Annotated in this window: 19 protein-coding genes; 11 read left to right on the top strand and 8 right to left on the bottom strand. The window is 63.3% G+C overall.

Annotated elements, in window-relative coordinates:
* Positions 1 to 57 precede the first annotated feature (57 nt).
* Entirely contained in the window at positions 58 to 477 is a 420-nt protein-coding gene (locus tag G503_RS0104110) for a hypothetical protein (RefSeq protein ID WP_028026577.1), read from the top strand.
* A 189-nt stretch (positions 478 to 666) separates the two neighbouring features.
* Here G503_RS0104110 and G503_RS0104100 read toward each other — a convergent pair whose 3' ends face one another.
* The gene (locus G503_RS0104100; protein ID WP_028026576.1) at positions 667 to 918 is read right to left on the bottom strand and encodes a hypothetical protein; all 252 of its coding nucleotides are present in this window, start codon (positions 916 to 918) and stop codon (positions 667 to 669) included.
* A gap of 182 nt (positions 919 to 1,100) precedes the next feature.
* The gene (locus G503_RS0104095; RefSeq protein WP_028026575.1) at positions 1,101 to 1,388 is read right to left on the bottom strand and encodes a DUF7678 domain-containing protein; all 288 of its coding nucleotides are present in this window, start codon (positions 1,386 to 1,388) and stop codon (positions 1,101 to 1,103) included.
* Positions 1,389 to 1,536: 148 nt separating this feature from the next.
* Between G503_RS0104095 and G503_RS13640 the strand changes: the two genes are divergently transcribed.
* The 3 genes from G503_RS13640 to G503_RS0104080 all read left to right on the top strand — a co-directional run bounded on the left by G503_RS13640 (position 1,537) and on the right by G503_RS0104080 (position 3,877).
* Positions 1,537 to 1,926 carry a helix-turn-helix domain-containing protein gene (locus G503_RS13640; RefSeq protein ID WP_035021732.1) on the top strand — a complete coding sequence of 130 codons (390 nt, stop codon included), beginning with the start codon at positions 1,537 to 1,539 and terminating at the stop codon, positions 1,924 to 1,926.
* Positions 1,927 to 1,941: 15 nt separating this feature from the next.
* Positions 1,942 to 2,262, top strand: a complete 321-nt coding sequence (locus G503_RS0104085; protein ID WP_028026574.1) for a hypothetical protein — start codon at positions 1,942 to 1,944, stop codon at positions 2,260 to 2,262.
* A gap of 73 nt (positions 2,263 to 2,335) precedes the next feature.
* Positions 2,336 to 3,877, top strand: a complete 1,542-nt coding sequence (locus G503_RS0104080) for a recombinase family protein (protein ID WP_028026573.1) — start codon at positions 2,336 to 2,338, stop codon at positions 3,875 to 3,877.
* A gap of 12 nt (positions 3,878 to 3,889) precedes the next feature.
* Here G503_RS0104080 and G503_RS15940 read toward each other — a convergent pair whose 3' ends face one another.
* Complete coding sequence (locus G503_RS15940) at positions 3,890 to 4,126, bottom strand: PDDEXK family nuclease (RefSeq protein WP_051190903.1); 237 nt, start codon at positions 4,124 to 4,126, stop codon at positions 3,890 to 3,892.
* A 285-nt stretch (positions 4,127 to 4,411) separates the two neighbouring features.
* Here G503_RS15940 and G503_RS0104070 point away from each other — a divergent pair, with 285 nt between their 5' ends.
* The 5 genes from G503_RS0104070 (at position 4,412) to G503_RS0104050 (ending at position 7,465) form a co-directional block, all read left to right on the top strand.
* Positions 4,412 to 5,137, top strand: a complete 726-nt coding sequence (locus tag G503_RS0104070; RefSeq protein ID WP_028026572.1) for a B3/B4 domain-containing protein — start codon at positions 4,412 to 4,414, stop codon at positions 5,135 to 5,137.
* Positions 5,138 to 5,140: 3 nt separating this feature from the next.
* Positions 5,141 to 5,467, top strand: coding sequence for a DMT family transporter (locus G503_RS0104065; protein WP_028026571.1), 327 nt, complete (start codon positions 5,141 to 5,143; stop codon positions 5,465 to 5,467).
* A 41-nt stretch (positions 5,468 to 5,508) separates the two neighbouring features.
* The gene (locus tag G503_RS0104060) at positions 5,509 to 6,033 is read left to right on the top strand and encodes a pyridoxamine 5'-phosphate oxidase family protein (protein WP_028026570.1); all 525 of its coding nucleotides are present in this window, start codon (positions 5,509 to 5,511) and stop codon (positions 6,031 to 6,033) included.
* A 363-nt stretch (positions 6,034 to 6,396) separates the two neighbouring features.
* The gene (locus G503_RS13630; RefSeq protein ID WP_084636269.1) at positions 6,397 to 7,200 is read left to right on the top strand and encodes a M15 family metallopeptidase; all 804 of its coding nucleotides are present in this window, start codon (positions 6,397 to 6,399) and stop codon (positions 7,198 to 7,200) included.
* Positions 7,201 to 7,285: 85 nt separating this feature from the next.
* The gene (locus G503_RS0104050) at positions 7,286 to 7,465 is read left to right on the top strand and encodes a hypothetical protein (RefSeq protein ID WP_028026569.1); all 180 of its coding nucleotides are present in this window, start codon (positions 7,286 to 7,288) and stop codon (positions 7,463 to 7,465) included.
* A 209-nt stretch (positions 7,466 to 7,674) separates the two neighbouring features.
* Here G503_RS0104050 and G503_RS0104045 read toward each other — a convergent pair whose 3' ends face one another.
* The 3 genes from G503_RS0104045 to G503_RS15510 form a co-directional block, all read right to left on the bottom strand.
* A complete protein-coding gene (locus tag G503_RS0104045; RefSeq protein WP_028026568.1) occupies positions 7,675 to 8,853 on the bottom strand; it encodes a pyridoxal phosphate-dependent aminotransferase in 1,179 nt (392 codons plus the stop codon).
* Between the two features lie 54 nt (positions 8,854 to 8,907).
* Positions 8,908 to 10,221, bottom strand: a complete 1,314-nt coding sequence (locus tag G503_RS0104040) for a hypothetical protein (RefSeq protein WP_028026567.1) — start codon at positions 10,219 to 10,221, stop codon at positions 8,908 to 8,910.
* A gap of 655 nt (positions 10,222 to 10,876) precedes the next feature.
* Entirely contained in the window at positions 10,877 to 11,950 is a 1,074-nt protein-coding gene (locus G503_RS15510) for an RNA polymerase sigma factor (protein ID WP_028026566.1), read from the bottom strand.
* A 593-nt stretch (positions 11,951 to 12,543) separates the two neighbouring features.
* On the opposite strand from G503_RS15510, the gene G503_RS0104030 reads away from it, so the two are divergent.
* Positions 12,544 to 13,740 carry a hypothetical protein gene (locus G503_RS0104030; RefSeq protein ID WP_156891911.1) on the top strand — a complete coding sequence of 399 codons (1,197 nt, stop codon included), beginning with the start codon at positions 12,544 to 12,546 and terminating at the stop codon, positions 13,738 to 13,740.
* Positions 13,741 to 13,767: 27 nt separating this feature from the next.
* The gene (locus tag G503_RS0104025) at positions 13,768 to 15,720 is read left to right on the top strand and encodes a hypothetical protein (protein ID WP_028026564.1); all 1,953 of its coding nucleotides are present in this window, start codon (positions 13,768 to 13,770) and stop codon (positions 15,718 to 15,720) included.
* A 666-nt stretch (positions 15,721 to 16,386) separates the two neighbouring features.
* On the opposite strand, the gene G503_RS0104020 is transcribed toward G503_RS0104025, so the two are convergent.
* Positions 16,387 to 17,739: an MFS transporter gene (locus G503_RS0104020; RefSeq protein ID WP_051190901.1), complete on the bottom strand. Its 1,353-nt coding sequence runs from the start codon at positions 17,737 to 17,739 to the stop codon at positions 16,387 to 16,389.
* A 198-nt stretch (positions 17,740 to 17,937) separates the two neighbouring features.
* A partial coding sequence (locus G503_RS0104015; protein ID WP_028026562.1) for a serine/threonine protein kinase occupies positions 17,938 to 19,083 on the bottom strand: 1,146 nt, incomplete at its 5' end.

The raw sequence follows: 19,083 nt of genomic DNA, 5'->3' as shown, positions 1-19,083 counted from the left end.
CCGAATGCGGAGAGCGGCGCGTATAATCTAATTGAGTTGCAGAGACGGGAGGTTAGGATGGATTTCGACAAGCTGCCAAAAGAGGCAGAGAATTACCTGAGGTGCCTGGTGGACGTCGAGGAGTCGGGTGGCGAGGACGCCGTGGCAGACCTCATCGAGGAGCACCACGGAGACTACTTCACTGGAACTGGCGACGCGCGGGCGGGAGAGTCTCACAACAGGTCGATCAGACACCTCGCCGAGATCGGTATGATAGACTGCCAGATCGAGCCTGGATGCTGCGCCTACGGCGGCCTGACGGCCAGGGGGCGCAGCTACTTCGACGACAAAGCAGAGGCCGAGAGGTCTTGGAAATCGGAGCACCGCCACGACTACAAGGTCGCTGCGTTCGGTGCAGTAACTGGCGGCATCCTCGGCCTCTTCGGCGGCGCTTTCAGCTCGCAGATCATCGCATGGGTCACGGCCATACTGCCCTGATGGCGCAGCCCAGGACGAGGCCGATGATGTAGGACGGGATAAGAAACGCGAGGAAAATCTTCATCTGCCTCTTTTCGCGGTCGGCGATCTTCAAAGCTCACCCCCTTTCCCGCGCCTGCTCTCCGTATTCGGTTCTCAAAGTGCATTGTTTATGGGTCGGTAACTTTTGCTTGGCCATTTGCTTTGCGACTAGGCCGCGCCGCCATCGCCGAGGCACACGGCCTCGTCGAGTGAGAAGCCAGTGATGCGGGCCAGCTTCGCGGTCTCGCCAAGGCTGAACTCGCGCAGCCCCCGACGCTTGGCCGAGAACGTGCCCGGGGCCATGCCCATCACGTCGCGGGCGAAGTCGTCCATGTTGATGCGGTGAACAGCCGTGTAGGCGAGAACCGCATCGTCGATGACGGGGCGATAGAACTCCCCCGTCTCACCAATTCTTGGCATCTTTGTCACCTCCCTTCAAAGAGACCATTCCCAACATCGCCGCGCCGAATCCGACCATGGAGCATCCGACGAGAATCCTTGACACACCGGAGACCGCATCGCCGGCGATGAGACAGAAGGAGCCGACCAGGGCGGTTCCTATGCCGACGCCCAGCGATGCGCATCCCGCTGACTTCATCGCCCTACTCCCCAGCCCTGCAGAACGTCGCCTCTAGCTCGGCCACGATCTCGGCGGCCGCCTCGGCGCAGTGCAGCACCATCCCGCTGTAGCAGCCACGGTCGAACAGGAATACCTCGCGGCCATCCTCGTCGCGGACGAAGAGTTTGGAGACGTTGCCGCCGTCCTCGAATCGCGGCGTGGGGATGCCGTAGACGCTCGGCTCGTCGAAGACCTTCGCCTCGAACGTGTAGCCGTCAAGGCTCCCGCTCACCCAGTTGGCCGCATCGCGCTCGTTGATTTTGATCTCCATTGCGCGCTCCTTCGATTCGATCTTTCTACTTGTTTAGTCGATCTTTCGACTTAACAACACGTACTATAGTCGATCTTTCGACTTTGTCAACTTAAATATTGATTTTTTTGGTCGAAAAATTTACTATAAGGTTAGAAGGAGGTTCGTGATGATATTTACCGAGCGACTTAACCTCATAATGAACGCGCGCGGATGGCGGCAAATTGACCTATGCAAAGCATCTGGATTGACATCTAGTCAGGTCGCCTACATCGTGAAAGGCAAAACAAAAGACCCCACGATAACCACCGCAGCGAGAATCGCTAAAGCGCTTAACGTATCCCTCGACTACCTCGCAGGACTCAAAGACGACCCGGCCATAGAGCGACACACCGCGCCGGTCATGGAGATAGAGACCGTCCGACTCGTGGAGGACTTCGAGTCGCTTCCCGAGGAGGGAAGGGGCGCGATCCTTGATCAGGTTGAGTTCCAGAAGATGAAAAGCCTCCGCGCGTCCGAGGCCGCCGTGCAGGATAATTCCCTTCCCGGGATCGCGTAGTTAGGAGGTACAACTGTGGGAATCTTCAGCAGACGATGGCTCGTGCGCGGGAACCGGGGCGAGCCCATGGTGCTCATAGTATCGCGCGGGCAGCTCGAACTGAGGCACGCTGGCTTCGGCGGGGGCGTCGAGTTCTCCTACGAGGATCCGCGCGCCGAGTTCGCCGAAGCCTGGGCCAACAAGGACTTCTACGTCCGTGGCGGCCAGCGCAAGCGCGTGACTCGTGCGAGGATCTACGATCTTCAGAAGGCTGGCGGTACACGGGTGCTCGAGTTTCGCAACACGGCCGACGGCGACAGCTTCAGGCGGTGGCTGGAACGGCGAGAGCAAAAGTAAGGCCCCGCGCATAAGGGCGGCAACCCCGCGCGAGGCCAAAGCAAAAGTTACCATCCAAGCGAAAGGACGGTGGATGTATTCTACCATGCCGAGCGATTGGCTCTGCTGCGGATACCTGCGAAAATCGCGGGAAGATGAGCTACGGGATCGCGAAATCGAGACAGATACCCTCAAAAGGCATCAGTCGATAATCGAAGATTTGGCCGAAGAGAACGGTCACGCCATACGCCAGTGGTACCGCGAAGTTGTGAGCGGCGAAACGATAGCTGGCCGACCAGAAATGACGGCACTTATCAATGATGTGGCCAAGGGCCTGTGGAATGCCGTGTACGTCGTTGAAGCATCGCGCCTCGGCCGTGGTGGAGGATCCGACCAAGAGAAGATCGTCAACGCGTTTCGCTACACCGGCACATGGCTCATAACCGAATCAGATGGCGTCTACGATCCTGACAGCAAGGCAGACATGAAGCGCCTGCGCAACGATCTTAGAAAATCTGAAGATGAGCTAGATGACATAACAACTCGATTGATTCGCGGCAAGGCGAAGGCAGTAAAAGAGGGAATATGGCTCGCAACAGGCCGCGCCCCATACGGATGGAGGGCCGTCAGAGTAAAGGGATTGTGGCAGCTTGAGCCAGACGAGAACCACAGCAATATGCTGCGCATCTACGATATGCTAGAGGCGGGGGACGGCTTCGCTACGATAGCCGCGACATTCAACAGGGAGGGGATACCGACACTGCGGGGTGGCGAGCACTGGACGCCATCATCGATACAGAATATCGCGCGAAACCCTGCGAACTGCGGATATGTCGTTTACGGCGTTCATAAGACGCGGCGCATTTTCGACCCTGATACATTTGAGGTGCGGAAAATCAAGGAGAAGAACAACAAGCCTTTGATCTACAAGGGACTTCATTTCGAAAAAGGCGGGATAACCCCAGAAAGATTCGAGAGGATCATAGGCCGCAAGGCTCATGATGCGCGCATACACAAGGACAGGCAACTGCGAAACCCTCTCGCAACGCTTCTGCGCTGCGGAAAGTGCGGGAAGTGCATGACTGTCCATCTTCTCAACGCGCACAAGCCATCGAAGGCATACTACTTTATGCACAAGCCAGACAAGCGGTACACAGGAACGTGTACCGGCGTCAAAGGCGTTAAAGTGGACATGATTATGGAACTGCTCGCCGATGCGCTAGAGGATATGTGCAACAACATCGAGATACAGCTGTCAGATGACAGGGAAGATGATTACGAGGAAAGGCGCGCCCAGATTATCAGGGAGCAGGAAAAGGCGATCAAGGCGAGAGACAGGGCCATGGAGGCATTCGAGGCGGGGATATACACGCTAGACGATTTCGCGGAGAGAAAGCGATCCATTGAAGAGCGCATCGCAAGGCTCGATGAAGCACTGGCACAGTGCAAGCCAAGAGAGCCGAAGGAAGATACAATTGTAAATCTCAAAGAGTGTATACGGGCGATCAAAGACGACTCGCTTTCGATCAAGGCCAAGAACGACCTGTTAAAGAGCTTTATCGATCATATCGACTACTACAATGGAGAAACCAGGCCACGGCATCACGACATCAGGATCGAGGTATTTCTGCGCTAAAAACATCTATCATTATGAAAAGCACCCCATAACGAAAATGGCCTTCTTACGGCCCACAAAGGCCACGTCGGGACGGCCCGGAGCCTTCTTCCAATCGCAGCGGTAGCCGGTGAAGCCCATGGCGCGCAGCATCTGGCGCACCTTGATCTCGGGCTTTGTGTCCCGTCGCTTGTTTCCCTGCATCGATTTGCGCGTAGCCAGACTCACCACGCCGAAATCATAGCGGCCCTTCTCGGGCGAAATTGTCATCGTCGGTTCCATTCGCGCCATTATACCCTTCCCCCGCGCCACGGCTTGCGGTATAGTGCCAACTGACATAGCCTGCCGCCGGGTAGGCCCCAGCACCCATGTGATGCGCATCGTTAGGCCTTTGAAGATGCTCATCAGGTGGGTGCTTTTTTATTGGCTGGCGAAAGGGTGGCGCGACCCAAGTCGTGAGATGGCTCGACACGCGTTCCGGGCACACCGAGGCGCTGCGGCCCCACTCGCGCACCGCACGGGCGCGCCCGCCCCTTCCACCACGAGAGGAGCATCATGAAATCGTTCGTGACTGAGGAATCTTTCTGGAACCTGTTCCCCGAGGCCCGTATCGGCATCGTCGTGGCCCACGGCATGCAGCCGACCGACGCGGTGTCGCCCGAGCACGCCCAGGCCATCACCTGGGCCCTGGCCGCAGCCAACGAGGCGGCCGATAGGCACCTGGAGAGCAACACCATCTCCCAGAACGAGGTGGTGGCCGTATGGCGCGAAGCCTACCAGCAGTTCAAGACGAAGAAGGGCGCCCGCTGCTCCATCGAGAACCTGCTGAAGCGCGTGCTGAAGGGCAACCCCGTGGGTTCCATCACACCGTCGGTGGACATCTACAACACTGTGTCGCTGAAATACGCCCTGCCCGTGGGCGGCGAGGACATCGACAGCTTCGACGGCGACATCCGGCTGGGCATCACCGAGGGCGGCGATGCCTTCCAGCCCCTGGGCGATGAGGAGGATGCGCCCACCCTGGAAGGCGAGCTGTGCTACCGCGACAACGCCGGCGCCATCTGCCGCTGTTGGAACTGGCGCGACGGCCAGCGCACAGCCCTCACTGACGAGTCGGCGAAGGCCTTCCTCATCATCGAGTCGGTGGACCCGACCCGCGCCGACGACCTGCGCGCCGCCACCGACGAGCTGGCCGCCCTCGTGCAAGAGCACCTCGGCGCCACTATCTTCGCTAAGCAGATCGTCACGCGCGACAACCCCACCATGGTCATCGACGAGTAGACCATGAGCTGGATCGTCCTCATCGCCTCGGGCGTTATGGAATCGGTTTGGGCCATCGCCCTCGGCAAGTCCGAGAGCTTCACCCAGATCGGCCCTACCGTGGTGTTCGTCATCGCCCTGGCCCTTTCCATGCTGGGACTCTCGTTCGCCGTAAAGACGCTGCCCACCGGCACCGCCTACGCTGTCTGGGTGGGCATCGGCGCGGCGCTGACCGTCATCTACGGCATGGTCACTGGCAGCGAGCCGGCCAACCTCGCCCGCGTGCTGCTGATCGCGGGGCTCATCGGCTGCGTCATCGGGCTCAAGCTTGTCAGCGGAAACGAGGCGTAACGTGCTACTATGACCGCAGCAGACCACGAGAGGAGTCTTTCATGTTTCCTGATATGCGCCGCAAAAAACAGATGCTGTCCGACCAGGACAGTGTGGATATCCTGACCAGCGGCATCTACGGTGTCTTAGGCACCGCCGGCACCGACGCGTGGCCCTATGCCGTGCCGATCAGCTACGCTTTCGACCCCACGCCCGACGCCGAGGCCGGCGCGCCGGCCGGTCGCATCTACCTGCACTCGGCAGTAACAGGCCACAAGCTGGAGGCCATCGAGGAAAACCCGCACGTGAGCTTTGCCGTGGTGGGCCACAACGAGGTAGCACCCGAGCAGCTGACGAATATCTTCCGCAGCGTCATCGCCTTCGGTTGCGCCCGGCGCGCCCGCGACGTAGACGAGAAGTGCACGGGGCTGGTGGCCTTGGGCGCGAAGTACTGCCCTGGCCTGGACGATTTCGTCACCGAGGAAATCGTGAAGAGCCTCGATCGCACCGAGGTAATCGTCATCGATCTGGAGCACATCACCGGCAAGGAAGCCATCGAGCTCGTCCGCGAACGCCAGCGCCCGTAGGGAGTGCGAGGCGGAGACGGGGTGCCCCGACCGCGGGCGGGCTTCAGCCCGCCCCTACGGGGATCTTCGGATCCGTGCCATCACCCCATCCGATCGCAACGCATATCCCCTTCGTCTGCGCCCCTCTTGCCGCGTACGGGCGGCTTTCGACCCCGCACCCGCCGCGCCCTCGAGCGGGCGGTCTTGAGGCCGCCCGCGCCCGCGACCACCTCCCATACTTTAAGAAACCGTAAGGTGCGCCGCTGCCGGCTTAAGAAGGCGTAAGGTGTGCGCTTTTGGGCTGGAAGCACCGCCGGGCTCCGCACGGGCGCGGTATCATATCCCGGTAATCCCGCCGGCCACCGCTACGGAAGGAGCGCCCCGATGGCAAGCCCGTCTCCCCTCATGACCCGCCGCGCCTTCGCGGGCGTCCTGGGCGGGGCGGCCCTGCTCGCCCTCGGCGAGGGCATCCTGGCCAGCGATCAGGCCCACAGCCAGGGCTCCGACCTCGCCGACACCGGGGTCACCCCCACCCAGATCGAGGCCGCGCCCCAGCGCGCCGCGGCCTCACCGGCGGCAACGCCCCGCAGCCTGGATGACCTTCCTTGGAACCTGCGCCTCATCAACGGCGCCCATCCCCTGCCCGACTCCTTCGCGCCGGCCGAGCTGCGCGAGATCCCCGATTGCGGTCTGGCCTTCGACGCCCGCGCCTTCGACGATCTCATGGCGCTGCTGGATGCCGCCAACGCCGCCGGCGTGCGCCCGGTGGTCGTTTCCGCTTACCGCAGCGCCGATTACCAGGCCGATCTGTTCCGCCGCCGCGTGCAGCGCGTGGAAGCCGAGGAGGGCCTGACCGGCGCCGAGGCCGAAGTATCCGCCGCCTTCTGGGTCGCCCGCCCGCGCACCAGCGAGCACGAGGCTGCCATCGCCGTGGATCTGGCCGATGCCGCCTACCAGGAACTGGACGAGGCCCAAGAGGCCACGGCCACTCAGCGCTGGCTCATCGACCACTGCGCTGACTACGGCTTTATCCTGCGCTACCCCACCGACAAGAGCGCCGTCACCGGCATCGGGTACGAACCCTGGCACTACCGCTACGTCGGCAAAGAGGCCGCCGGCGAAATCACCGCCAGCGGCCTCTGCTTAGAAGAATGGATCGAAAGCTGCGGCTGGGACACCGCCGCATAATTTCAGGCCCGTTTCACGTTGCCAAGGCAACCGCCCCGTGAACTATAATGGACGCGCACCGTTTCTTCCGCGTGAAAGGTCACCCTTGAAAGGCACCCCCCTCTACCTGCGTTGGCTCGGGCTGCTGTGCGCCGTCATGGCCGTGTTCTGCCTCGGCGTGTTCCTTATCGGCTACAAGGACCTCAGCTTCGGCCGCGTCGCCACCTTCCTCGCGCTGTGCGTCGCCAGCCCGGTGTGCTTCTGGCTGTCGAAGCGCCTGAAGTAGCAAACGGCTCGCTCTTCGCACTAAATTGACGATTTTCAGAATGCGAGACCACACCTAAGCTCAAAAACAAGCCGAAAAGGTGAGAAGAGGGGCGCTTTTTTGCGTTTTTCATACTCAAGCGTCCGCACTGCTTCTGAAAATCGCACTTTTGCGCAAAAGCGCCGCCGACCGCACTCCGAGGCAACGGGGCAGCCCCAGACCCGCCACTCTTACTCGTAGCTCTGCTTCAGGGCGGCGAAAACCGGCATCGAGCGCTCGATGGTATCGCGGGCGATGCAGTAGGACAGGCGCACCCAGCCCCCCACGCCGAAACTGTCCGAGGGCACGATCAGCAGCTCGAAGTCCTTCGCGCGCTCCGAGAAAGCAGCCGCGTCCTCCTCTAGCGCCCGCACCCACAGGTAGAAGGCGCCGTCGGGCTCCACGTACTCGTAGCCCAAAGCGGCAAGCCCCTCGGTCAGGATGCGGCGGTTCGCGGCGTAGGCGGCCACGTCCGACGGCTCGTTCACGCAGCGGGCGGCCACGCGCTGCAGCATCACCGGCGCGCACACGTAGCCGAGCGCCCGGCCCGCACCGGCCACGGCCACGGCCACCTCATCGCCATCGTCGGACAGGTCGGACACGTACACGTACCCGATGCGCTCTCCCGGTAGCGACAGCGACTTGGAATAGGAGTAGCACACGATGGTGCGCGGGTACACGGCGGGCACGTAGGGCACCTCGGCACCGTAGGTAATCTCGCGATAGGGCTCGTCGCTGATCAGGTACAGCGGACGACCCAGCTCTTCCTCCTTCGCTGTCAGCGCCCCGGCCAGGGCTTCCAGGCTCGCGGGCGTGTACACGGCACCCACCGGGTTGTTCGGCGAGTTGATGATCACCGCGCTCGTGCGCTCGCCGATGGCGGCGGCGATGGCCTCCACGTCGGGCTGGAAGCTAGGCTCGCACGCCGGCACCTCCACTACGGTGCAGCCCGCGGCCTCAATCCAGGTACGGTACTCGGGGAAGTAGGGCGCCACCACGATCACTTCGTCGCTGGGCTGGGTCACCGCGGCAATAGAGCAGGCCAGAGCCGCCGCGGCCCCGGCCGTCAGGTACACGTGGGCTGCCGTCGCGGGCACACCGTAGCGCGCGCGGATGCTCCCGGCGATGGCCTCACGCACCTCGGGCAAGCCGGCCGCCGGAGAATAGGCGTGCAGGGCCACCGGATCGCCCTCCAGCAGTTCCAGCAGCGTATCGCGCACCAGGGCCGGCGCCGGCACCGAGGGGTTGCCGATAGAGAAGTCGAACACGTTCTCCGCCCCGATCTCGGCCTTGCGGGCCAAGCCGTAGGCGAACAGCTCGCGAATGGCGCTCGGCTCGTCGCCCAGACCGTACATCTGCTCGTTGATCATGATGCGTCCCTTCCCCACGGGCCGCCGCCGCGGCCGCTTCCTGCTGTCTTGTCGCTAGGATACTACAACGGCCGTTCCTGCCAGGGTGGCTTCCGCCGAGTCGACCACAGCGGCCCCCAGCTGGACGATCTTCTCCTGCAGCTTGGGGTGGGCGCGGAAGGCGAAGGCACGGCCCTCCTGCTCGCGAACCAGGTAGCCCTCCCGTTCCAGCCCCAGGAAATCGGCGCGGGCCGTGCCGTAGGCGATGCGGAAGGTACGCTGGTGCGGGGCGATGCGCAGAATAGCCCCGGGCTCGCGGCACAGCGCCGCCAGAATGGACTTCTGCCGCGGATTGATGTGGGACTCGAAGATGCGCTCGATCTGCTCGTTCAGCTGCTCAAGATAGGCGATCGACACGGCCAGCCGCTCCAATTCGCGCAGGTACAACCGCACATTCAGCTCGAAGTAGGGCGTGAAGTCGAATCCGAAACCGTAGTCGGTCGACCAGTGCTCGAACACCGCCTCGTGGCGGGCCGCGTCCACCGGCGCGTCTTCCAAGCGGGGGTCGAACCCCTCGGGCAGCCAGCACAGCACCGGAAGGCCCCACTTCAGCGCCAAAATGTTGCGCAAAAGCAGGCCCACCAGCACATTCAGGCAGGGCAGCACGTTGAAATAGCGGAAGAACCAAGTGATGTTGATGATGCGCAACACCGGCCCGAAGCGCATGTCGTCCACGCTTTCCTGGGCGCGCTGGCACACCAGATCCATCAGCACCTGGGATTGGGGCGGCGGCAAGTGCGGGTCAAGGGGCGCTAAGGTGCGCTCGGGCAGCTCGGTGGTGTCCACGCCCTCGATCAGCCCGTAGTAGAGGTTCTCGATCAGCCCATGGGTCACCTCACGCCGCGCCAGGTTGTCGCACTCGTTGGACAGGCGGAAGTAGTTGGTCACCAGCTGGTCGAGGGAACTGACGGGCGCCTCGCCAATGAACAGCTCGTGCACGCGGTCCTCGTCGGCCACGATGCCTTCGGCGAACAGGCCGCCGATCAGCGTGCGCTCGATAAACCGCGTCACGAAAGGCGAGCCGCGCATCTCGCGCAGCGATCGCTCAAGGGACGACTCCACCTTCGAGCGCACCTCCAGCATCTCGGAGTTGAATGACAGCGAGCTAGTAGTCACCATCCACATATCCGTCTCGCGCTCCGGGTCCTCGGGGATGAACACCGCCGCCTGCTTGCGAATGGAGATGAGGATGCGCCAGATGTCCTCTTTGGAATAGCCCTCGGGCAAGGCGAACTGGTCCAGGTCGTCAAAAAGCAGAATGCCCACGTCCACGGCAGTGCGCAGCTCGTAGAACACAGGATGGCACATGAAGTCCACGATATCGTCCACGGCCAGGTGACGTGTTTTCCGCGACGGAGCGGCCTGTCGCGGTGCTTTTGCCTGAGCTGCACGAATTGCCTGAGTTGATCGGGCTGCACGAGCGACCTGGGATTTCGGGGGCGTTTTCGCCATAGTTCCTCTTCTCGCGATCGCGAACTATCACTATTCGCCAATTCTATTATCATTTTTTATTTGAGTAAATATTAAAATTTGCCCTATTTATTATTAATTTGTATCCTACTTATTATCAGATATTTAGATATTGATAATACCTGACAGGCCCCGTATAGTAAGGCCATCGAAAGCAACCCCCGTGAGGAGGCTCGCCATGAGTGACTGGCCCGTTATCATCCGCTAAGCGCAGCGTCATCGCGCACCCATCGCCTGTGCCATTCCCACAGGGAATCTGAAGTGAGAACCCCGCCGCAGCCCTTAACCACGCGACGGGGTTTCTTGCATCAAACAGCGCAAAGCAGCCCCGATTCTCCCATGCTCGTAGGGCGGGCTAAACCCCCAACGAAGACCTGATGGCCTCTCACCTCACTGCGGCCTGGCGGCTCCCCGCCCGCTCGTAGGGCCGTCTTTCCCCACTCGTAGGGGCGGTCTTCAGGCCGTCCGGTATCCGCCCCGAGCCTCCCCGCTTCCCAGTCACAACAGGCTTGGGCTAGAACGCGTCGGGGGTTACAGCCGCCGTGAGGGTTCCCACCGATTGGTTGCCGACCGCATCGCGAGCGTGCAGCTCGTAGGTGCCGGTGGGAAGTTCCAGATGCCAAAGGGTTTCGGTGGCAGAGGGAGCGCTCTCGGAGGCCGCCCGCTCCGGAGCAGCTTCGAAGCGCTGGCCGTCAGCGGCGAGGCAGTACACTTCGACCACGGCAGATTCGTCGGCAAGTCGCAAGACGGTCACGCCATCGCGAACGTCGCTCTCCACCAGCACGGGACCTTGGGTGTCGGCAACGGCGGGCTGGGCCAAGGGAGCAGGCTGCTCGAAGATCACTTCGGGACGCGGCGCCCCTACGGCGAACAGCACGGCGCCCACGGCCAGCAGCACGGCCGCGACACCCACCAGCTTCGTCGCCCCCTCCCGGCCCCGCCGCGACGGCACGCGCGCGCAGCGCAGCCATCCGTCGGGAGCCCGATTGACCTCCACCGCCTGCTCCAGCAGCGCCGAGAACGCCGGCGCCAGCGGCAGCAGGCCCATCTTGCGCCGCAGCGTAGCCAGCGCCCGGTTCAAGATGCGCTTTACCGTGGCCCGCGACACTGCGAGCGAGGCCGCGATCTCGTCCAGCTTCATATCCTGGTAGTAGCGCATCAGAACCGCATCGCGCTCCTGATCGGTCAGATGCTCGCGCAGAGCCCGCGCCAGCCGCTCCGCCTCATCGCGCTCGTCGGCCCGCCGGGCCGGGTCGGCCGCCGCCGGCGCCACCACCGCACGCTCGGCACCAGCCGCTTCCAGCATCTCGTCCTCGGTAGGCAGCGGCGCCTTGCTGGTACCCTGCCGCTTGAAATGGCGCTTGCACAAGTTCCGCGCCGTGGCATTCAGATAGCCCACGAAGGCAGCGGGCTCAATGGCATCCAGGTTGCTCCACGCCACCAGGTACAGCTCCTGCAGGATGTCCGGCGCCGCTTCCCGCCCCACCCGGCCCACGATAGCGAAATACTGCATCTGGGCCGTGCGCAGGTACAACTCGTGGAACGCGCGCCGATCGCCAGCCTGGGCCGCGCGCACCAGTGTCGCCACATCCCGCCGTCGCCCCGCCTCGCGCACTGTCGCCCCCCTTTCACCACACCATCTTCGCCACATCCATCACGGGCTCCCGCCGAAACGGAGTCGCCCCGCCCAACTCGCCGCGCATTATAGCGCATCGCCGAGCGTCCGATGCAATCCGGGAACCAAACCGCCCTTTTGCGACAGCGCAGCCGGCAAAAGGGGCTCAAATGGCGGGTTTGGTTCCCCTTCGGATACCAAAGGAGCGTTTTGAGCCAAACGCGACCTGGGCTTTTGTCGCCAACGATACCAAACCGGCGTTTTTCGGGGAACCAAACCCCTTGTTTCTGACACCAGAAGCGAATACCCTGGCGCAAACGAGGGATTTGGTTCCCAAGTCTCTTGCGGGCCCTCTCGCTGGAAGCAGCACGACTCCGATACCGCAAGAGAGCATGCGTCACGGTCGGGCACTCCCCGATCCCGCGCCGCGAAGAAGTCACGGACGATGAAAAATACCGGACTTTTTGAGCCATTTCCGCCAACAGGTTGATTAACCCTCAGGATTTTTGTCTATTCACCCGTTCCGCCCATCAGGGGAAGCGCGGAACCTGCACAAGGAGGCATTCATGACCTGGGGAAAGAGAAGGGAAGATGCTGCCGCAACACTGGGCGGCGCATGTGCAACCACCGCTGTCGCACGCCTTGGCCACCGAGCACTGGCCGCCACCTTGGCAGCACTGCTTACGGTGACCCTCCTGCCGGCCCTGCCCGCAACCGAAGGCACAGCGCCCCACACCGCCGAGGCCCTCACCGGCACCACGGACTACACGAAAACGTTCGACACCACCAACATGTACGGCACCCCCGGCAAAATCGATGGTTCTACCTTGCGCGTCGCCTCAACCGCCAACCGCTCGTATTACTCCCGCTATCCTGGCAGCAATATATGGGGAAGCGTCGCGGGGTTTGTGTCCAAGCAGAAGGTTTCCCTCAAGCACAATTGGCGCATTTCCTTCACTGGCAAAGTGCCCTCGATCCCCTCTTCGTCCTCTACCCTCAACTACACCGCCGCCTTCTTTGGCGCCGGCTTCATTCGAACGCGCGCTTTCACCAGCACCACGGGATACATCTGGCGCTATCTGCGTGAGTGGCGACCCGAGACGGGGCTTTCGCAGGCGAAGCTAGACTTGGGCGAGCTGGTTAACGGGCAGGTCCCCGGCACGCCCACCAACACCACCACAGCCCCGTGGGGCAATCAGCGCATGTCGTTCAGCTACGATGCCCGAACAGATAAGACCGCGCTCACTGTTGGAACCGCCACCGTGAACGTTCCCGGCGCACGGACCACTTTCGGCGACAGCGCTTACCTGTTCTTCCTCGGAGGCATTGAATGGCAGCCGATCAGCGACCCCTCTCAGCCCTCGGCCCCCAGTAACATGCAAGTCGAGGCCACCTTCGACTCCATGACGCTGCCCAACCTCGATCCCGAGATCTCGGACATCACGCTGTACCGCTACAACGACGCCACCGACGCCTACGACATCCTCGTCGGCGAGGACGACGTGCTCGAGCGCGACGAGGTGGTCCAGGCGCGCTGCACCATCCGCAATCGCAACACGGCGGCGTCGGCCGGCGGTTACAGCGAGCAGTTCGGCATGCACCTGAAGCTGGCCGACACCGAGGCTAACCCCACCCGGGGCATCGAGCCCTTCGCCGACAGCACCCACCCCCTTCAAGTGAACGGCTCCACCGTGGCCACGGCGGCGGGCCCCAACACGCTTTCCGGTGCCAACGGCGTGCCCATCACCCTCACCGGCAGCTAGGCGGTCAACGTCACCTACTACGCCCGCGTGAACCAAGCCGGCGGCCAAGCCGTCACCGTCAGCCACGAACTGGTGGAGGACTCGTTCCAAGGCAGCCAATTCAAGACCGTGGAGCTTTTGGCCGAGCAGCCCCTGAAGCCGGCGCCCGACGACGTGGACCCCGACGATCCCGCCTCCGGCGCAGGCAAGGACTTCCACTACACGCGCCTGCCCCGGGCAAACGAGAACGGGTGGAACAACAGCGCCACCTCGCCCGTGCGCGTGACGTTCTACGCCGGCGACTTCGACCGCTTCACCGTAGCGGCAGCCGACGGAACCGCCCTCGGCGAGCTGGGCGACCGCGAGGCGTGGGTGCGCGCCGACGACACCGACGGGCTGCCGATCACCCTGCAAGCACGCAGCGCGTCAGGCGCCGTGTCCAGCAAGGGCGCCGATACCATCCGCATCGACACCCAGGCACCGATGCTTTCCTGGGACGCGGACGCGAACGCGCTGACCGCCAGCGACGAGGCCGCGGCCGGCTCGGACAAGGCCACCTCGGGCGTGTGGAAGGTACGCCAGGTGAAGGCCGACGGCCGGCCCCTGACTGCCGAGAACGTGACACCCGCAAGCGCCGGCGCTACTGCATTCGGAGCCGAGGGCGACAACACTGCGGCATCTCCGGCGACCGAGGGAACCGAATGGGCCTTCACGCTCACTGACGGAAAGGGCAATGCCCGGGAGACTCTTCCCGCCGTGCAGCCCGGCTTCTACGTGGCAGAAGACGCCGCCGGCAACGTGAGCGCCCCCTTCGAAGTGAGAGACCCCAGTATCGACCCGGGCCCCGACGGCCCCGATGGCCCCGACAACCCCGACAATCCCGGCACGGGAGACCCCGACGATCCCATCAAACCCGACCCCGACAAGCCAAGTTCGGGCGATACCGATCCCAATCCCGGCCCGAACCCCGGCCCCGCGGCGCCCGTCTTCCCCACAATTACCCCGAAGCCCGACGGCACTGGCGCCACAGCGCCTGAGCCGCTCACGCCCACCGAGGTGGTCACCGACTCTTCATCGGGCCTCACCCACGCGATGATCCACGACGAGCTGGCGCTGCCCACTTCGTCGAAACCCGTCACACCCGACATGATGGCCCAGCTCATTGACGAGCGCTACGTGGTGGGCACGGGTCTCACCGACCGCACCATCAGCCGCAGCCCCGTACGCCTCTTCGACAGCGCGGGCAATCCCGCAGAGGCCATCGATCGCAGCCGGCCCGGCACCTGGATCGCCGAGCAGACCTTCACCGACGCCGCCGGCAACACCACCACCCTGCGCCTGACCATCACCGTGCGCAACGACACGGCCGACGGCGCGCTGAGGGCCGGAACGGCCGACGGCGGGGGCACGAGCGGCAAGGGCAGCACTGCCAATGGCCATCGCACCGCCCTGGCGAACCACATCAGCCAGCTGCCCCAGACCGGCGGCATCCTGGGGGCGTGTCCTCTGCATATCCTGTTCGTCCTGATGGCGCTGATAGCCTCGGCCTACAGTCTCGGTCGCCTGCGCCAGCGCCGCCAAGCTGAACGCGAGAGCGAACGCGCGCAGCAGGGGCGCGCCGACGAAGACGGAAGCGGCAACTGGCCGGACGCCCCCTGGCTGCAAGTCGGTGACGGCGGCAGCGATGCCGCAGCGCAGGGCGGTACCGATGCTGCAGGATCGGCCCGCGACGGCGGTATCACCAGCCCGCAGGGCGATGCTGGCAACCGTGCTGCTCGCTTTACCCTTTTCGATGGCACAGTGCTGGGAGCCATCATGTTGTGCGCCATCGCCCTGGGCACGCTCGGTTTCTGCCCCGTCGATCCGTTCTTCGCCGGAGCTACGGCGCTCGTCGCCCTCTTCTGGGCCTGGCGCCTCGCCCGCACTCCGCGCCGCCCGAAGGCCAGCGTCACGGCACTGCCGCAGCGCCATCTCGAGTGGGACAACGCCCTCAGGGGGTAGAACACCGCCGGCCGGGACAGGCCCTCTGTGGGTCTGTTCCGGTCGATCCCCCCCTCCTCCGGCCCCTCATCCTCCGAAGCCTCTCCCTCCTCCGCGGGTGAGCACCGCGAGCATACGCCCGCCGCCGAGGGACGCCCTACGTGCGTTTTTTTGCGTTATCGCGATGTGCCCAAGCACAAGCATGCAGAAAATCACGTTATCGCGAGTTCTGAAAGCGCAGACATGCGAAAAATTACGTTATCGCGAGCTTTGCGATGGAACGGTAGCCCTCGAAACTCGCGATAACGCAAAAACCGCACAAGGCCGAGAAGCCCCCGTCGATTCCCGTCCCCTCCCGAGGCGGCCCGAAGCCCGCCTCTGCGAAGCCTCCGGCCCTCGTCCAACCCGCTCGACGATCGGTCCGCAGTCTTCGCCGCCCCACAGGAGCGGCCTTTAGGCGGCCCGACCCCCAACCGACCCCGACCCGTTGCCCCTCGACGAACGGGCTTCAGCCCGCTCCTGCGGACATCGCGCCCCGTTCCCGAGGGATGCACACGATGCACTCCTCACTCCTGCGGGCACGCGCCAACCCTTCGCTCCGGGAGGGGCGGCACGTCAGCCCCCGGGCGCACGAAAGGAGCCCCACAATGCGAGGCTCCTTGGGCAAACCAGCTAGGTCGGCGAAACCTACTTCACGTCTTCCAGCTTCTTGCCGGAGTGATCGTGGGTGAAGCACATAGCCACCAGGGCGATCACCGCGATGACCACCATGTACCAGGCGGGCGCGATGTCGTTGCCAGTAATGCTGATCAACCAGAACGAGATGAACGACGCCGAGCCGCCGAAGATGGCGTTGGCCAGGTTGAAGCTGAGGGCGAAGCCCGAGTAACGCACATCGGTGGGGAACGTCTCGGTCAGGTAGCTGGCCAGCGTGCCGTCGTTGATAGTCAGGATAAGGCACATCACCAGCTCGACCAGCAGAATCACCCAGAAGTTCATCGAGCCGAGCAGCACGAACGCCGGCACCGTGAACACAATGAAGCCCACGCAAGCGCCGATGAGCATCTTCTTGCGGCCGAAGCGATCGGAGATGCGGCCCGACAGGAAGATGAAACCGATGTACACCACCAGCACGATGGTGGTGATGGTGGAGGCATCGCCCGGATTGTAGTTCAGCACCGTTTCCAGATAGTTCGGCAAGTAGGTAAGCACCGCGTAGAAGCCCACCGCGTTCAGCACGCAGGCACCGAACGAGATGACCAGCACCTTGAAGTGCTTCTTGAACAGCGTGCGGATGGGATGCTCCACCTTCTGGCCCGAGGCCTTCAGGTTATCCTGCATCTGGGCGTACACCGGGGAATCCTCCAAATGAGTGCGGATGTAGTGAGTGATATAGCCCAGCGGCAACGCCAGCCAGAACGGAATGCGCCAGCCCCAGTCCACCACGAAGGACGACTCGGCGCCCCAGGTGTTGAACATGAACGTGGCCAGAAGAGAGCCCACCAAAAGGCCCGTGGCCGTGGAGGCCGGTACCATGGAGCAGTAGAAGCCGCGGTGGTTCTTCGGCGCGTACTCGGCGATGAACGTGGCCGCGCCGGCGTATTCGCCCGCCGCCGAGAACGACTGCACCATGCGCAGCACTAGCAGCAGCAACGGCGCGCCAACGCCGATCATGGCATAGCCGGGCAGGCAGCCGATGAGGAAGGTGGCGCCGCTCATCAGGAGGATGGACACCGACAGCGCCCACTTGCGCCCCTTCTTGTCGCCCATGTTGCCCCAAAAGATTGCGCCGATGGGGCGCACGAGAAACGAGAGCGCGAATACCGCGAAGGCGCTCATCACGCCCACGAAACGATCCTCAGCCGGGAAGAACACCAGCGCGATGACCGTAGCCAGATACGAATAGCTGGCGTAATCGAACCACTCGATGAAGTTACCGAGGAAGGAAGATCCGGTCACCTTGCGCAAAACCGCCTGTTTCTCTGCTTCGGTAGCCTCGGCGTAGGTGGAGGTCTTCGCCGGAACCGTCGTGCTACTCATGGGAATCACCCGCCCCTTCGGGTGCAAGAAAGATGGTAGTCATGGCTTCTCCTTTCAATATGGCCTTGACTTAGCTTTATACCTTACCACACCAGGCCTTTTGAGCAACGTAGATTTAACAATTAGTCATGTGCACAAAAAAGGAACCCGCCGAAGCGGGTTCCTTGCAAACGCTCTCGCGTAGAGGTGATGCGAAGCTTACTTCCACATCTCGGGGCGCACGAGGGTGGGATCCTCGACGCGGTTCGGGAAGTAGTCGAGGCACTCGCCCTCGCGGTAGACGTCGGCGGTGGAGCAGTGCAGGCCGCCGCCGAACGGGTAGGCGTCGCGCAGGTCGCAGGGGATGACGTTCATGCCCAGCTTGTCCATCTGCTCCTGCTGGTGCACCTCGGAGGCCTCCACGATGACGGTCTTCGGGTCGAGGACCAGGCAGTTCATGGACAGCCACACGGAGGAGTAGCACAGCGCCGGCGGCTCGGTGTGGGCCGGGTCGGCGGCCTCGACGATCTGCCAGTCGTTGGCCTCGAAGATGGCGCGCTGCGGCTCGGGCAGCGGGCGGTGCGGGTTGTTGATGATCAGGCCGGGGCGCAGCGGCACGAAGGTCGCGTCGATGTGGATCGGGTAGGGGTCGCCCGGGAAGTTCACGGCGTGCACGCGGAACTCGGGGTAGTAGCGCTGGAACCAGTCCATGGCGGCGCGGTTGGTGGTCAGGCCGTGCTGGATGAACAGGTCCTTGCCCATGCGCATCACGTCGGCGGCGTCCCACATGGGCTCCACCTCGGTGGTCACGAAGTCCTTGGCGGCGGTGCGCTCGAGGCGCTCCTCCAGGGTGATCTTCTCGTCGTAGTAGTTGTGCTTGTAGGACTTGTCGGTCAGGCGCGGGCGGGGGGCCTGGGTCCACTTGAAGTCGGGGTCCTGCTCGAAGTACATCTCCATGAGGGGCCAGTAGGCCAGGTACTCGAAGTAGCGGCAGCGGAAGGAGTTGGCGGCGGCCATGATCTCGTTGCCGATGGTCAGCAGGATGTCGCGCGGGGGCATGCAGGTCATCATGGAGTCGTTGCGGAAGTCCGGGGTGCCGATGGCCTGGTTCCACTGCAGCGGGGTCGGGCGGTCGACGACGACGCCGCGGTCCTCGAGGATCTTCACGAGGTTCTCGAGGCACTCGTTGCCGCGCTCGACGGTCTCGAGCGGGCGCAGGCCCCACATGCCGCGCATCTCGGAGTCAACGGGCACCTTCTCGGAGGTGGCGGGCTCCTCCGGCGGGATGACGGAGTTGTCGCAGCGGCCGACGATGACGCGCTTCAGCGGGTCCCAGTCGTTCCAAGAGCTGACGATCTTTGCCAT

Source organism: Adlercreutzia mucosicola DSM 19490, from assembly GCF_000422625.1.
Taxonomy (GTDB): Bacteria; Actinomycetota; Coriobacteriia; order Coriobacteriales; family Eggerthellaceae; genus Adlercreutzia; species Adlercreutzia mucosicola.
This window is presented reverse-complemented; position numbering and strand designations above follow the sequence as displayed.